Source organism: Halobacterium sp. NMX12-1, from assembly GCF_040435975.1.
GTDB lineage: Archaea > Halobacteriota > Halobacteria > Halobacteriales > Halobacteriaceae > Halobacterium > Halobacterium hubeiense.
Genome location: NZ_CP159205.1, coordinates 141261 through 155246 on the forward strand (window position 1 = coordinate 141261; position 13986 = coordinate 155246).

At 68.7% G+C, this 13986-nt stretch carries 13 protein-coding genes and 3 pseudogenes; 3 read left to right on the forward strand and 13 right to left on the reverse strand.

Going from position 1 to position 13986, the window contains the following annotated elements; translation table 11 throughout:
* Positions 1–73: 73 nt before the first annotated feature.
* Positions 74–217, forward strand: a pseudogene (locus ABSL23_RS16410) (threonine synthase); the annotation flags it as partial.
* Here the strand turns inward: ABSL23_RS16410 and ABSL23_RS16415 are convergent.
* The 13 genes from ABSL23_RS16415 to ABSL23_RS16475 form a co-directional block, all read right to left on the reverse strand.
* Positions 214–648 carry a molybdopterin-dependent oxidoreductase gene (locus tag ABSL23_RS16415; RefSeq protein ID WP_353635433.1) on the reverse strand — a complete coding sequence of 145 codons (435 nt, stop codon included), beginning with the start codon at positions 646–648 and terminating at the stop codon, positions 214–216. The pseudogene ABSL23_RS16410 and the gene ABSL23_RS16415 sit on opposite strands and share 4 nt — an antisense overlap.
* Entirely contained in the window at positions 645–1919 is a 1275-nt protein-coding gene (locus ABSL23_RS16420; protein WP_353635434.1) for a P-loop NTPase, read from the reverse strand. Before ABSL23_RS16420 ends, ABSL23_RS16415 begins: the two co-directional genes overlap by 4 nt.
* Position 1920: 1 nt before the next feature.
* Positions 1921–2757, reverse strand: a complete 837-nt coding sequence (locus ABSL23_RS16425) for a HEAT repeat domain-containing protein (RefSeq protein ID WP_353635435.1) — start codon at positions 2755–2757, stop codon at positions 1921–1923.
* Complete coding sequence (locus ABSL23_RS16430; protein ID WP_353635436.1) at positions 2750–3634, reverse strand: hypothetical protein; 885 nt, start codon at positions 3632–3634, stop codon at positions 2750–2752. The genes ABSL23_RS16425 and ABSL23_RS16430 overlap by 8 nt, the downstream gene beginning before the upstream one ends.
* Complete coding sequence (locus ABSL23_RS16435; RefSeq protein WP_353635437.1) at positions 3631–4290, reverse strand: molecular chaperone TorD family protein; 660 nt, start codon at positions 4288–4290, stop codon at positions 3631–3633. The genes ABSL23_RS16430 and ABSL23_RS16435 overlap by 4 nt, the downstream gene beginning before the upstream one ends.
* Entirely contained in the window at positions 4283–5044 is a 762-nt protein-coding gene (locus tag ABSL23_RS16440; RefSeq protein WP_353635549.1) for an ethylbenzene dehydrogenase-related protein, read from the reverse strand. Before ABSL23_RS16440 ends, ABSL23_RS16435 begins: the two co-directional genes overlap by 8 nt.
* Before the next feature lie 43 nt (positions 5045–5087).
* Positions 5088–6155, reverse strand: a complete 1068-nt coding sequence (locus tag ABSL23_RS16445; protein WP_353635438.1) for a 4Fe-4S dicluster domain-containing protein — start codon at positions 6153–6155, stop codon at positions 5088–5090.
* Complete coding sequence (locus tag ABSL23_RS16450; RefSeq protein ID WP_353635439.1) at positions 6152–9025, reverse strand: molybdopterin-dependent oxidoreductase; 2874 nt, start codon at positions 9023–9025, stop codon at positions 6152–6154. The genes ABSL23_RS16445 and ABSL23_RS16450 overlap by 4 nt, the downstream gene beginning before the upstream one ends.
* Positions 9022–9201: a hypothetical protein gene (locus tag ABSL23_RS16455; protein ID WP_353635440.1), complete on the reverse strand. Its 180-nt coding sequence runs from the start codon at positions 9199–9201 to the stop codon at positions 9022–9024. Before ABSL23_RS16455 ends, ABSL23_RS16450 begins: the two co-directional genes overlap by 4 nt.
* The gene (locus ABSL23_RS16460) at positions 9194–10546 is read right to left on the reverse strand and encodes a cytochrome bc complex cytochrome b subunit (RefSeq protein ID WP_353635441.1); all 1353 of its coding nucleotides are present in this window, start codon (positions 10544–10546) and stop codon (positions 9194–9196) included. Before ABSL23_RS16460 ends, ABSL23_RS16455 begins: the two co-directional genes overlap by 8 nt.
* Positions 10546–11184, reverse strand: coding sequence for a Rieske 2Fe-2S domain-containing protein (locus ABSL23_RS16465; RefSeq protein WP_353635442.1), 639 nt, complete (start codon positions 11182–11184; stop codon positions 10546–10548). Before ABSL23_RS16465 ends, ABSL23_RS16460 begins: the two co-directional genes overlap by 1 nt.
* On the reverse strand, positions 11181–11759 hold the full coding sequence (locus ABSL23_RS16470; protein ID WP_353635443.1) for a hypothetical protein: 579 nt from the start codon (positions 11757–11759) through the stop codon (positions 11181–11183). The genes ABSL23_RS16465 and ABSL23_RS16470 overlap by 4 nt, the downstream gene beginning before the upstream one ends.
* Before the next feature lie 118 nt (positions 11760–11877).
* On the reverse strand, positions 11878–12276 hold the full coding sequence (locus tag ABSL23_RS16475) for a hypothetical protein (RefSeq protein ID WP_353635444.1): 399 nt from the start codon (positions 12274–12276) through the stop codon (positions 11878–11880).
* Here ABSL23_RS16475 and ABSL23_RS16480 point away from each other — a divergent pair.
* Together ABSL23_RS16480 and ABSL23_RS16485 are read left to right on the forward strand one after the other, a co-directional pair.
* Positions 12266–12862, forward strand: a pseudogene (locus tag ABSL23_RS16480) (transposase); the annotation flags it as partial. The gene ABSL23_RS16475 and the pseudogene ABSL23_RS16480 overlap by 11 nt on opposite strands.
* Positions 12863–13054: 192 nt before the next feature.
* Positions 13055–13975, forward strand: a pseudogene (locus ABSL23_RS16485) (site-specific integrase); the annotation flags it as partial.
* Positions 13976–13986 lie beyond the last annotated feature (11 nt).

The window sequence follows — 13986 nt, forward strand, 5'->3', positions numbered from 1 at the left end:
GCGCTCGTGGCTGACTACCGGCTCGCCGTCGTCGACTGAGACCGAATCGACCAGTTCTGTCGCCTCATAGAGGTGCGCGGCTGCGGCGTCGGGCGCGTCGGCGCTCGCCGAGGACGGCGCGTTCGGCGAGGATGACACGGTCGTCATCCTGAACACCGGCGCCGCGAACAAGGACGCCGATGTGCTGCGCTCGCATCTCATGAGCAAGGGTGTCTAGGGAAGTGTCTCGCGGTCGGCGCGGTCCTCGCCGGCGTCCAGCGCGACGGGCTCGATTCGCGCCGCGTTCTTCGGCGTGTGTGGGCCGTCGATGCCGGGCGCGACCACCCGTGGGAACGTCCCCTCGTTGGCGGTCGGCCGGTCGGACTCGGGCTCGGTCTCCCCGTCGAACGCCACGAGCGCGTCCAGACAGTCCGCCACCGGGAGGCAGACGCGGTACTCGTCGTCGCTCTCGACGACGAGGTGCGTGGTCTCCGCGGGCACGCCCGCGGCATCGAGGGCCGCCGCGAGGTCAACGCCCGTCCACGCCGCCTCCACCCAGTCGCCCGAGGTGCACCGGAACCCGACAACGCGCGTGGTCGTCTCCCAGTCGCCGTCCGGCGTCACGCGCACGGCGCCGTCGCCGTCCACGAGGACGGACGTGTCGGTCATGGTCGCTCGGTGCGCGCCACCCACGTCTCGGGGGTCGCCCGCTCGACCTCGAACGGTGCCACGACTTCCGGGTCGACGTCCGCGAGGTCCGCGAGGAACGACCGCACGGGCGTCGGGTCGCGGTCGCTCACCAGCACGAGGTCGTCGCCGGACGTGCGGGCCGCGACGGCCTCTCGGACGCGGTCACGGCGACCGTCCGGCGGTACCGACCGCAGGTCGATTGCGTCCGCGGGCACGTCCGGCTCCCACGCGGACTCGATGCGGTCGGCGACCTCGCTGGCGAGCTCCATGAACGCCGCCGGCGGGTCGCCGGGCGTCGGAGAGCCCTGGAGGTCGCGGTCGAACGGCAGCGACGCCAGCACGGGCGCGTCGAGGCCGGTGTCCTCGCCGGGGAACATCGCGTGTTCGTCCCCGCAGGACGGGCACTCGAACGACCGCATGTTCCGCACGACGCCGAGCACGGGGACGTCATTCTCGTGGAATAGGTCGAGGCTGCGCTCGGTGTCGGCGACGCTCGTGTGGAACGGCGTCGTGACGAACACAACGCCGTCCACCGGCACCTCTTGGAGCGTCGTGAGCACGGTGTCGCCGGTGCCCGGTGGCAGGTCGAGGACGAGCACGTCGTCGGCCGCCCACGCGGTGTCGGCGAACAGGTCCGCGAGCGCGTCGTGGGCCATCGCGCCCCGCCACGCCAGCGGCGCGTCGTCGGCCATCAGCCCGACGCTCATCACCTCCACGCCACCCGCATCGACTGGGACGGGGTTGCCCGCGTCAGTGCTGTGGACGGGCGCGTCTACGTCGAGGAGTGTGGGGACGTTCGGCCCGTAGACGTCCGCGTCGAACACGCCCACGTCGGCGTCGGTGGCGAGCGCGCACGCGAGGTTTACGGCGACCGTCGACTTCCCCACGCCGCCCTTCGTCGACGCCACGGCGACGACGTGGTCGAACACCTCCACGCCCGTCGTCCGCGTGTCGTCAGGGGCCGCCGTCTCACTGTCGCCGCCACTCGCTGGCTCGACGTGAGCGCTCTCGATGCCCTCAACCGTGCGAGCGGCTCGCACGGACGCGGCAGCGAGCGCTTCGCCGTCCTCCCCGGCGAGCGCGTCCGGGTCGACGGCGACGGTCGCTCGGTCGTCCTCGATGTCGACCCCGGCGACGAGCCCGGCGTCGACAAGTGACTCGCCCGTGTCGGGGCGCTGGACGCCCTCCAACGCGGCGAGGAGCTGTGCTTCGCGGTCCGATGTCGGCGTCGATGGGTAGTCGAGTGTCATCTCAGAGATCTGGTGGCTGGTTCAGTGGGTCGTCTCCGGGCGCGCCGCCCGCGGCCGCGCCGCGGAACTGGCGCCGGAACGCTCCCGTGTCGACGTCGAGCGCGCGTTCCGCGGTGCGCGCGACGACGTCGTCGTCGTCGGCCGCGAGCGTCGCCAGCGCGTCGGCCGCGGGCTCCCCGGGGACGCCGCCGAGCATGTGCGCGACCCACTCGCGCACTCTGCTACTCGGGTCGTCCACGAGCTCCAGCAGCGCGTCGGCCGCATCGACGCCGCGGTGCTTGAACAGCGAGACGGCGGCCGTCTGCCGGACGGCGTGGTGGTCGTCGCCTAGCCCACTGCGGAGCACGTCCTCGTAGGCCGCGCGGTCGAGGTGGTCGAGGGCGACGTACGCCTCCGCGCGCGTCCACGGGTCAGGGTCGTCGGCCGCCGCGAGTGCGGCCTCCCGGGCGCGATCCCCGCCCAGCCCGCCGAGCGCCTCCACAGCGAACTGTCGGACATCATCGTCCTCGTCGTCGGTCGCGGCCGCTGCGAGCGCGTTCAGCGCGTCCTTGCCGGGTTCGGAACGCTCCGCAAGCGCGAGCGCCGCGCGCCGCCGCGCCGGCACGTCCCCCTCGCGGAGCCGCGCCACAAGCGTGGCCACGTCGTCGTCTTCGACGGGGCTGGTGTCGGCGGCTGTCATCTCTTCGTGGGATGCCTCACCGAGCGTCACGTCGCGGCCGACGTCCACGTCTTCGAGGTCGACGTCCTCCCCGAACCCGGGGCTCGCCGCCGGCGACAGGTCAGGGTCGGGGGACTCCTCCATCGCCTCTCGCACGTCCTCGGGCACGTCGTCACTCATCGACGCCCACCCCCGTTCCTGGCGCGGGGTCGGTCGCCCACGCGAGCAGGGAGATGCCAAGGACGACTGCGGCGGCGCGCGCGGGCGTCGCCGGAACGCCCGCGAACAGTACGGTTGCGGCGCCGACCGCCGCGGGCACGTTCCGCGCGCGCAGGCCACCGACGGTCGCTGCCGTCGCGCCGGCGACGCCAGCCGCGAGGAGCGCACCGCTCACGTCCACGGCGGCCCCCGCGACGAGCACCGCGGCGCCGGCGGCGAACGGTGCAGCCGACGCGGCGTATAGGACCGCACCAGCGGCGAGGCCGCCGACGATCCAGCCGGCGCGGCCCGGCCGCGCGAACAGCACGGCGCCGGCGACGCCGACAAGGTACAACTCGGACCCGACCGGCCGCGAGAACGTCGGTGCAAGGCCAACTGCGCCGCCGAGCGAGAACGCGACTGACGCGAGGATGACGCCGGCGACGAGCGCGCGTCGGACCGCCCGCCAGTTGTCGGTCCACGTTCCGCGGCTCCCGACAGCGAGTGCGCCGCCGCCAGCGATGGCGCCCGCAGCCGGGACAGTCGCGGCCGCCGACACGGCGGTCAGCCCGGCGAACACGCCGACCGACAGCAGACCGACGCGCTCGACGTTGTCGTCGGTCGTCACAGCGACCGCGACGGCCGCCGCTGCGGGGATGACCAGTGACGTGGTCGCCGCCGCGTCGAGTGCGTCCGAGGGGACTGTCGCTGCGGTCGGCGGCGCGTTCCCCGCTATGCGGAGGCCGGCCGCCGCGACGACGGCCGCGAGCGTGGCGGCGACGGCAGCGACGCGGACGCGCTGCGGGTGCTGCTCGGGGAGCAGCGGGCGCTGTCGGCCCGCGGCGTGAGCGGCGGTCACGGCCCCGCCCTCCCCGCGAGGTCGGCGCGGTCGCGGTCCGCGAACGCCGCCGCGAACGACAGCAGCGGCTCGTAGACACCGGCACCGGGCTCGTCAGCGACGCGGTCGGCCAACGCATCGAGGAACGACGCGAGGTGGCGGTCGTGGAAGTCTAATCGCGCGTCGGCCGCGCCGTCCCCTACGGCGGCCTCGCGCCGGCAGAGGTAGGCCGCGAACGACAGTTCGAGGCGGACGTGGTCGTGGTGGTCGCGGGTCTCCGTATCCACTTCCAGCCCGAAGTAGTCGTAGGCGCGGGCGAGGTCGACGTTCACGTCCCGCCACGACACGTCGTCGCGGTAGCTGGTCTCGTACGGCGGGACAGGCGGCCCGCCGTTGCCGGTCCCGACGTGGAACAGGTCGTTGAACCGCGCGCACGCCGTGTCGTAGTCGTCGTCGGTCCCCACCTCGGGCACCGACACGTCAAGCGCGGTGCGGCCGACCAGCTCCCGCAGCTCCGCGCCAAACCGGCCGTCGTCGAGGGCCGCGTACAGGTCGGCGTCGGGCTCGGTCATCGTCGCTGCGATCTGCTCGTACACAGCCGCGCGGGCCGCCGCGTCAGTGTCCACGTCGGCGGCGAGCGCGTCCCAGTCGCGGTCCCGCCTGCTCGTGTCACTCATCGTCGGCCCTCCGGACGGCGACCACGGTTATGGCGAGCACTGCGACGATAGCCAGCCCCGCGACCGCCCACAGAATCGACTGGTAGGGCGGGCCGCTTGGCTGCGGGCCGAGCGGGAGGTGGTACCATTCGCTGACCGCCTTCCGCCCCGAGCGCTCCATGTTCGAGCCGTTCCAGACGGCGAAGGCCACGTCGACGTCGCGGGCCAGCGTGACGTTCGTACGGTTCTGCCCGCCCGCGGTTAGCGACCGCTCGAAGACAAGCGCGTATGACCCATTCTCGCGGGTGGTCCGCGTCTGCACGGCGGGATCCGCGAACTCGGTCGTCGAGCCCGGGCCGCCCGCGAGCAGCTCCTCGCTGCCGGCCTCGGCGTTCCAGTACCAGACGTTCACGGGTGCCCGCGGGCTTCCCATCGCGATGGCGGGGTTATCGCTGGCGTTCGCGGGGAGCTGGACCGCCGCGGCGTCCGCGAACCCGCGCGGCCCGGAGACGTTCCCGTCCGCGCTGCCGTCCGGCCACCGCAGACGCACGTACAGCGACTCGTCGTCGTGGGCGACCCGTACGCGCGCCGTCGAGGCGGACGTGTCGCCGGCGTCGACGACGCCGCTGGGCGCGCTCGACAGCGGGACGCGCACCGGCGCGACGTCGCTCCACGCGTCCGCGGTCGGCGCGGAGAGATTGGAGTCGCCGCCGACCTGCTCGACGGGAATCTCGTTAGCGGGCCGCGCGCTCACCAGCGCCGGTGCGACCGCCATCCCGAACACGAGCAGCGCCGCGACCGCGAGCTTCCGGGCGTCGTCAGGCATCGTCGAACACCTCCAATCGGTACTGGTCGCTGTTGTCGTCGGTCGTGAGGATGTCCATGAGTTCGCTGGAGCCGCCACGCTCGACCTTCTCGCGCTCCCGGCGGAGCGTCTCGCGGGCGTCGTGGACGTCCTCGCCGAACAGCTCTTCGAGGTACTCCGGCGGGATGCGGTCCACGTCGAGGGTCTCGCCCTCGGTGCCGTGCTGGGGCGGAGCGAACGGCGGGATGTAGTAGACGTTCGGCTCGGTGCGGTACTCGGGGTGCAGCGGCAGCGCGACCTCGTAGCGGTTCACGAGCTTGTGAATCGGGCCCTCGTCGTCGTCAAGGAAGCCAACGTAGCGGAGCTGGGTCGGGCACTCGGAGGCGCACGCGGTCGTGTGCACCTCGCCATCCGGCCCCTCACCCTCAATGCGGGGGTAGCAGAAGATGCACTTCTCGGAGGTCTTGGTCACCTCGTTGTAGTACACCTTCTTGTACGGGCAGCCCTCCACGCAGTACCGGTAACCGCGACACCGGTCCTGGTCGACGAGCACGATGCCGTCTTCCTCGCGCTTGTAGATGGCCGACCGCGGGCACGCCTCCACGCAGGACGGGTGCGTGCAGTGGTTGCAGATGCGGGGGACGTAGAAGTAGTAGGAGTTCGGGAACTCCCCAGCGCCCTGGTCTTCCTCCCAGTTCGGGCCGTACTCGGGGTCGGTCCCCTGCGGGCGCAGCGGCGCGTCCCCCTCGACGATGGCCTCCTGTTGGTTGAACTCCCACGCGGCGCCGTAGTCTTCCTTCTCGGGGATGTCGCCGGGCTGGCGCTCGCTGTGGGCGTCCGACTTCCAACCACCGCCGGACTCCTCCCAGCCGCGGGGGTAGCCCTCGCCGGGCTTCGTCTCGACGTTGTTCCAGTACATGTACTCCTGCCCCTCGCCGTCAGTCCAGAGGGTCTTGCAGGCTATCGAGCACGTTTGACAGCCGATGCACTGGTTGAGGTCCATCACCATCGCGACCTGGTGCTCGACGCCGTCCGCGAGCTCCGTCTCCGTCTGGGCCTGCGTCTGGGTGTTCGAGCTCACGACTCGTCACCTCCCTCGATGGATTCGACGTCCACGCGGACGTCGCTGTTCACCCCGGTCGGCCCCCAGTAGTTCGGGAAGAAGTGGAGGTGCTCGCCGGTGTCCTCGGGGTACTGGACGAGCTGGGTCGGTTTCATGTACATCGGGACGAGTTCGTTGAAGTTCTGGTGGTCGGGGTACTGGTACTTCTCCCACGAGAAGTAGTGCCGGACGGTCCCCTCCTCGCCGGACGGGTAGAGTTTCGCCTGCGCCTGTACCTCTCCGAGGTCGTTGTACATCCGAACGGTGTCACCGTCCTCGATGCCCTTGCGCTCGGCGTCCTCGGGGTTGAGGTAGACGACCGGCTCCCCGCGGTTCATGCGGAGCATGCGCTTGTTGTCCCGCCACGTCGAGTGAATCGACCACCTGCCGTGGGGCGTGTTGTACCGCAGCGGGTACTCGTCGGGGTCGTTCTCGTCGACGGGCGTCTTGTGCGTCGGCAGCTCCTCGTCGAGTTCGAGAAACCAGTCGTGGTCGATGTAGTACTGCTGGCGGCCGGTGAACGTCGGCCACGGCTGTTTGTCCTGCACGAAGTTCTTCCACGGCGTGTACGCCTCGCCGTCCTCGATGGGCGACGTCCAGTGCGAGCCCGCGGCTTCGAGGCGCTGGGGCTCCTCGACGGTGTCCGCGAACGTGATCTGGCTGTCGGAATCCGAGGGGTTGCTCTCCTCGGAGTGTTCGAGGATGTACTCGGCGGCCGCGCGGTCCTCCGCGAGCGCGCCTTCTTCGCCGGACGCCCAGTCGCGGACGTAGTCGTCGTGGACCGACTGGAGGTCGATGTTGCGGTCGAACGACCGGTCGGGAATCGGGTCGAGGTCGCGCTGCTGGGCAACCTCCTGAATCTTCTCCGCGAGCAGGCGGAATATCTCCCAGTCGGTCTTCGCCTCGCCGAGCGGCTCGACGGCGGGCGTGAACGGGTGGACGTACGTGTGCATGTCCGTCATCGAAAGGTCGTGTTTCTCGTAGTGGCTGGCGGACGGCAGCACGTAGTCCGAGTACAGCGCCGTCGAGTCCATCCGGAAGTTAATGTCGACTATCAGGTCGAGCTTCGGCCAGAGGGTCTCTTGGACGGCGACGTTACCCTTCGCCTGATTGAAGTAGTTGCCCCGCCAGATGAACATCGTCGACGGGTCAGGGCGCGTGCCGTCCTCGCGCTCGGACGGATAGACCGGCATCCACCCCTCGTCGACGGCCTCCCGGATGCGGGCGGCCGTCTCCTCGTCGGTGTTCTCGAGGATGTCGGCGTGGTAGTACGTCCACAGCGTCGTCGGGACGCCGCGCACCGAGCCGGTCGGGAACGACAGCGTCTGCCAGCCGTGGAACGTCCAAATTTTCTCTTGGCCGACGTAGTGGTCGAGGCCCGTGCCCTGCTCGCCGAGGTTGCCGGTGAGCGTCACCAGCAACTGGATGGCGCGGTTCCCGAGGTCGTTGTGGTACCAGTCGTTGACGCCCTTCCCATGGATGATTTTCGCCTTCTCGGCGTCCGCGAACTCGCGAGCGATGCGCTGGTGGGTCTCGCGGCCGACGCCGGTCTCCTCGTAAACGTAGTCCGGCGTGTACGTCTCCAGTTCGTCGTTCAACCGGTTCCACACCGACCGCACGGCGACGCCGCCGACGGTCGCATCGACGTCGAGTCGGGGGTCGAAGTCCAGTTCGATGCTCTCGGTGGGGTCGTTCTGGCCGTCACGGTCGCCAAGCGACCCGGGCGCGACCCGCGGCTCGCCGTCGGCGTCAAGCAACACGAACGTCTTCTCGGGGTCGTCGACGCCAGACCCGAGCCCCGACACCTCGCTCGCACGGAGGAACTTCCCGGTGTCCTCGCGCACGAGCAGGGGCATGTCGGTCTGCTCTTTCAGGTGGGCTTCATCGTAGCGACCCTCCTCGACGATGGTGCGGGCCATCCCAAGCGCGAGGGCGGTGTCCGTCCCGGGGTCGGGCGCGAGCCATTCCTCGGTGTGGATGGCGGTCTGGGAGTAGTCGCTGAACACGCCGACGCGCTTGGCACCGTCGTAGCCGGCTTCAAGGAAGTACTTCGCGTCCGGGATGCGGGTGACGTCGATGTTCGACCCCCACGCGATGATGTAGTCGGCGTTGTACCAGTCCGCGCTCTCGGCGTTGTCCGTCTGGGTCCCCCACGTGATGGGTTGGCCCGGCGGCAGGTCCGAGTACCAGTCGTAGAACGAGTGACTGACGCCGCCGAGGAGGTTGATGAGCCGAGACCCGCTGGCGAAGCTCACCGGGCTCATGGCGGGAATCGGCGTGAAGCCGCTGATGGCGTCGTAGCGGCCCGCCGCCACCTCGTCGACGACGTGCTCGGCGATGTCGGTCAGCGCTTCGTCCCAGCTCACCTGCTTCCACTTCCCCTCGCCGCGCTCACCCGTGCGCTTGAGCGGGTGGAGGACGCGCTGCTCGGCGTCCACGTAATCCTGATAGCACGCACCCTTATTGCAGCCGCGGGGGTTCGGGTCCGGGAGGTCCTCGTCGAACTGGGGGTAGTCGCCGGCTTGCTCCTCGCGCCACACCTGCCCGTCTTTCACGTAGACGTTCCACGAACAGCTCCCGGTGCAGTTGACGCTGTGCGTGCTCCGGGAGACCGAGTCCCAGTCCCACTGCTCGCGGTAGAGGTCCTCCCAGTCGCGGTAGGGGTACGACCCGATGGGGTCGTCCATGACCTCGAGGCCGTTCATCGCGCCGTCGTCAGCCGCCGATAGCCCCGTCAGTCCGAGGACTGCGGAGGCGCCGGCCCCCTTCAGGAAGTCCCGGCGCGCCAGCTTCGCGTCGTCTGCGTCCCGATTCGACCGTCCGTCTGATTGTTGGATTCCGTCGGTCATGACTGCTCGATAAATACGGTCAGCACGCCGATTACAGCGCCAATCATCGCGAGCGCGAGTCCCACGGCGGTGTCGCCGCCGACGGCCAGCCCGCCGGCGACGAGCGCGAGGCCAACGAGCTTGCTCACGCGGTCTAGCCGGCGGTACTGCGTCGCCGGCAGTTCGCGGCTACTCATCTGCGACCACCTCCGAGCCCCGGGCCGACCCCGCGCGGTCCCGGAGGACGCGGTACGTCAGCAGCCCGCCGACCACGGGCGCGACGACGATGCCCACAAGCAGGACGGGGTTGACGACGCCCGTCGACGTCCCGAGGGCGTCCGCGAGGAGATTGTTCATGCCCGCGATGGACGCGACCATCACGAACACTACCGCAGCGACGCCGACCGCGGTCTGCCACGGCCGGTCGAGGGGATCGGCGGTGAAGTGCGTGGGCTCCTCGTGGCGGTCCACGAACGGCCACAGCGCCACGGCGCCGATGACGGCCGTCGGCAGGACGATGCCGCCGACGAACTCCGTGGAGACGTGGACGCCGGTGCCGGGGACGGTGAACGCCATCCACTGCGGGAGAATTTTCAGGAACCCGTACACCCACATCAGGAACCAGTCCGGCATGATGAGCTCGGGCGTCCCCGCGGGGTTGTTCGGCCCGTACGCGGCGACGTTGTGCACGGGCAGGAAGCCCGCCAGCAGGGACAGCGTCGCGAGCGTGAGGAAGAACACCACCGCGCTCACCGCCGCTTGGTTCGGGAACGCGGGCAGGCCGACGATGGTGTCGTCGTCGTCAGCGTCGACGACGCCGCGCTCGGTCTCGACGTTGCCATCGCGGGCGCGCTCGGTGTGTTTCTGCCGGAGCAGAATCGCCATGTGGACGACGATGAGGCCGGTGATGAGCACCGGGATGACGAGCACGTGCAGGAAGTACAGCCGGGGGATGGTCGCGCTCGACGGGAACTCCCCGCCGAACACTACCTTCCCGACGAGGCCACCGACGACGGGGATGGAGTTGGAGAGGTTGTAGCCGATGCCGGTCGCGGTGCTGGCGAACTCGTCGAACGGGAGCGCGTACCCGGTGTACGCCGCGCCCATCGCCAGCACCGCCAGTCCTGTGCCGACGACCCAGTTCGGCTCCCGGGGGTTGCGGTACGCGCCGGTGAAGAACACCCGGAGCATGTGGAGGCCGATGGAGGCGACGAAGAGGTGGGCTGCCCAGTGGTGGAGCCGCCGGATGAACATCCCGTAGGGGACGTCGTAGGTGATGTTGAGCACGCTCACGAACGCCTCCGGCATGTCCTGTCCTTGGAACTGCGCGACCGACCCCTCGTAGGTCACCTTGCTGGTCGAGGGCTCGAAGAACATCCCGAGGAAGACGCCGGTCAGCGCCAGCACGACGAAGCAGAACAGCGCCACTTCGCCGAGCAGGAACGAGTCCTCGGCCGGGAACGCCTTCCCGAAGAATCCTCGGTCGCGTTCGAGGTCGAGGCGGTCGTCGACGTACGCCCACGCGTCGTCAAGGCGAGACATCAGCTACCTCCGGGACCGACAGGCCCCTCGAAGTCGCCGGTGGCGATGATGTTCCCGTCGCTGGACAGCGTGAGCGGGAGCTGTGGGAGCGGCCGGCCGGGCGGTCCGCCGACGACCGACGCGCCCTGCGTCGGGTCGAACTCGCCGAAGTGGCACGGGCACACGAGAATATCGCCGTCCTCATTGGACACCATGCAGCCGGCGTGCGTGCAGACCTTCGAGTACGCGGCGTATCCGGAGACGGTGCTCTCCAAGTTGGTCTCGCCGCCGTAGTCGCTCTCGTCGAAGCGCACCAGCAGCGTCGGCGCGCGCTCGATTCCGGGGCGCGGCTCCGGGAATACCGTGAGCTTCTCGCCGACGTCCAGGGTGTCCTCGGTGACGCGGTTGCCGTCGCCGTCCACGAGGTTGATGCCGTCGCCGTAGACGGGGCCGGTGTACGACCGCTCGAACACCCGTGTGAGCCCGACGAGCGGCGCGATGAGGCTGCTCGCGGCCGTGAGTCCGCCGACGGTAGCGAACAGCTTCCCGTAGTCGCGGCGGCTCATCTCGGCGCGGGCGTCCGTGAAGATAGACGGCCGCTCGGGCCGGGCGTCCTCGCAGCTCTGGCAGGTCTCGCACTCCTCGCAGTCGTCGCTCATTCTCCGTGCCCCCGTTCCTCCGCGACTTCGGCGTGGGGGAGGAACCACGCGTAGTAGCTCACTGTCAGCAGCGCCAGCGACAGGAACAGGCCCGCGGCGTACGTGCCGAAGTACTGCGTGCGGGCGAGCGTGAGGTACTCGCCCGTGAACAGCGCGGCGAACACGATTGCGAGGACGGTCAGCCCGCCCATCGCGGCGACGCCCTCAACGCTGTCCGGCGCGTCGTGGTAGGTCGCCAGCCACCTGTCGTCGGTCCTGAACCACGGGGAGACCGCGGCGTCGTCGCCGGGCTCGGCGGTCGGCGGCTCGGGCGGCCTGACCGCTCGGTTCATGAACCGGTGGACGGCCGCGAGCGCGCCAACGAGCGCGAACAGCGCCACCCAGACGATGACACCGACTTGGTTCGGTGACAGCTTGTTCGGTGTGTCGATGATACTCCCGAGCGGCCGGATGTCGGAGACGGACTGGTCGATTTCGACCTCCTCGGAGGGCGGCTCCCCCTGGAGGCCGACGTACCACATGGGCACCAGCACCACTCCGATGACGAGTGCGATGACGAGCGTTTCACGTCTCATGGTTGGGTTCGGGGTCTGGTTCGAGGCGTCGGACTGTGCGTCGCGAGTCGTCGTCGGTTCCTCGCCGTGTCAACACGTGGGGCGAGGAGGTTCCCGCTATAGTAGACCGTCCGTAATTCTACGCAGACAGGAAGCGGCAGAACATCTTCGCTGGGGGTTTTAAACAGGAGTCGCGGAAAGTGCGCCGGCGCTCGCCGGCGGGACGTTCCTCCCGGAGCTTTTGGTCGGTGCCGGCATCCTCGCGGCGCTGAGCGGCGGCGGGAACGGCGCCCAGTCGGCGGCCGCGGCATTCGCCGCCTCCGGGGTGGCGAAGTCGGATGTCTTCTAGACGGACATCGAGGCGTTCGAGTTCTCGCTGATCAAGGCCGTCATGCCATCCGCATTCGTCGTCACGCCCGGCATCGTGATGTCGCACCGCAACCTCGGCGGCCTCCCGGTCGGCGGGCAGTTCCGCGTCGTCGGCGTCGCCGACCTGCTCGACCTTGATGCCCGCCGGTACGGAAAGCGAGTCACGCAAGGAGATCGTCGAGGATCTGCTCAACTCCGCCGGGGACCTCGTTCACGTCGATAACGTGCTAATGGACCGGGAGTTCGATAGCCAGCACGTCTTGGAGATGATCAGCCGGCGCGGACTCTCCTACGTCGTGCCAAAGCGGATGCAGACCAGTGAGAAAGCCCAGGCCAAGCGGTTGCTCCAGAGTGACCAGGACCGATACGAGACCGACCGGATGCTCCACCTCGGGAAAAACGAGTGGCACGAGACGACGCTGATCTACCGGCAGAAAGAGGACTCAGAGCACGACGATCATCGGCAGTACTCGGTGTTCATGACGAATCGGGGGAGTAGTCATCTCATAGAGTACGGGTATCGGTGGGAGATTGAGAGCGGCTACAGATCGATAAAGCGGTTCATGGCCGCGACGACGTCAAAGGATTTCGGGCTGCGGTTCTTCTACTTCGCATTTGCCTGCCTGTTGTACTCGACCTGGCGGGCTGTCGACTTGCTCGTGCAGGTCGAACTGACCGGAGAATACGAGCATTCGCCACTCGTGACGGCCGACAATACACTGACGTTGCTGAAGAAGGAAACCGGAATCGGGTAATAAAGCCTTCAGCCAGGGTTTCCGCGCCGTCTGAGTGGTAACACTGTCGGGAGTCGACGAAATTCGCCCGTCCGATTGGAAATATGATAGGAATGGCCGTTCAGAGAGCGATCTGAAGCAGTTTCTACTCGTCGATTCAGCCGAAACCACGCATCACAGGCCCAATAAACCCGGTGTAGTCTCAACTTCCACTGGTGTGGGTGGTGCGTCAACGAGGGATATCTTGAGGCCCACTACGCGCAGCGAGCGAGTGCGATGGCGCCGCTGCCGGAGGACGACGGTCGCAAGCCCGGCGACCAGCAGGCCTGGACGTCCGAACAGCGCCACGCCCTCACCCGTCACGTCGACGAACGGGCCCGCGACGCCGTCGAGGCGTACACGACACTCCCGGAGGATACTGATCCCCTCGACAAGCAGCGAGCACGCTACGCGGCGTTGAAGGCGGCTCGTGACCGGGCGCTGGTGTTTGTCCTCGCGTACACCGCCGTCCGCGTTGGCGAACTCCTCCGCGATCCGAACGACCCGCGCCGGCGCGGCGTCCGCTGGGAGGACCTCTCCGTCGACGACGGGAGTATGGACGTCTACCGGAAGAAACAGCAATGGGATGCCGCGAGCCTTCCCGATCCGGTGATCTCGCCGTTGCGAAGCTATCGCCAGTTGATGGACCCACCAACGGAGCGCTGGCCGGTGTTTCCGACGTTCGACCAACGGACGCTCGCAGAGCTCGTCCGGGAAAACCTCGCCGAACGAGGGGAACGCCCAGAAGCAATCGCTGAACGCCGAGCGGAGTACGCTCGCGACCTGCTGCTGGCGCTCGATGAGGACATTCGGCCGCCGTCGATCACGACGGACGGCGCACGGTCGATTCTCCAACGACTCTCGGAGGCCGCCGAAATCGACATCGCCCATCCGAAACACGATTATCTTGCTCCGCACGGTGGCCGTCGTGGCATGGGCGAGGTACTTGTCCGAGCGTTCGGATACACGGTGGCGGCCCGGTATCTCGATAACTCCGAAGAGATGGTCCGAGAACGGTATTCACATATTGAGGCTGGAGAACTTGGTGATGTCGCCACTGAGGCGCTCGAGGAGATCGATAGTATACCGGAGTAATTTTTTTCGAG

What these genes read in the sequence shown, in the direction of transcription:
- ABSL23_RS16415 (WP_353635433.1), bottom strand. Translation starts at nt 648, where the DNA reads ATGACCGACACGTCCGTCCTCGTGGACGGCGACGGCGCCGTGCGCGTG.
- ABSL23_RS16420 (WP_353635434.1), bottom strand. Translation starts at nt 1,919, where the DNA reads ATGACACTCGACTACCCATCGACGCCGACATCGGACCGCGAAGCACAG.
- ABSL23_RS16425 (WP_353635435.1), bottom strand. Translation starts at nt 2,757, where the DNA reads ATGAGTGACGACGTGCCCGAGGACGTGCGAGAGGCGATGGAGGAGTCC.
- ABSL23_RS16435 (WP_353635437.1), bottom strand. Translation starts at nt 4,290, where the DNA reads ATGAGTGACACGAGCAGGCGGGACCGCGACTGGGACGCGCTCGCCGCC.
- ABSL23_RS16440 (WP_353635549.1), bottom strand. Translation starts at nt 5,044, where the DNA reads ATGGCGGTCGCACCGGCGCTGGTGAGCGCGCGGCCCGCTAACGAGATT.
- ABSL23_RS16450 (WP_353635439.1), bottom strand. Translation starts at nt 9,025, where the DNA reads ATGACCGACGGAATCCAACAATCAGACGGACGGTCGAATCGGGACGCA.
- ABSL23_RS16455 (WP_353635440.1), bottom strand. Translation starts at nt 9,201, where the DNA reads ATGAGTAGCCGCGAACTGCCGGCGACGCAGTACCGCCGGCTAGACCGC.
- ABSL23_RS16460 (WP_353635441.1), bottom strand. Translation starts at nt 10,546, where the DNA reads ATGTCTCGCCTTGACGACGCGTGGGCGTACGTCGACGACCGCCTCGAC.
- ABSL23_RS16465 (WP_353635442.1), bottom strand. Translation starts at nt 11,184, where the DNA reads ATGAGCGACGACTGCGAGGAGTGCGAGACCTGCCAGAGCTGCGAGGAC.
- ABSL23_RS16470 (WP_353635443.1), bottom strand. Translation starts at nt 11,759, where the DNA reads ATGAGACGTGAAACGCTCGTCATCGCACTCGTCATCGGAGTGGTGCTG.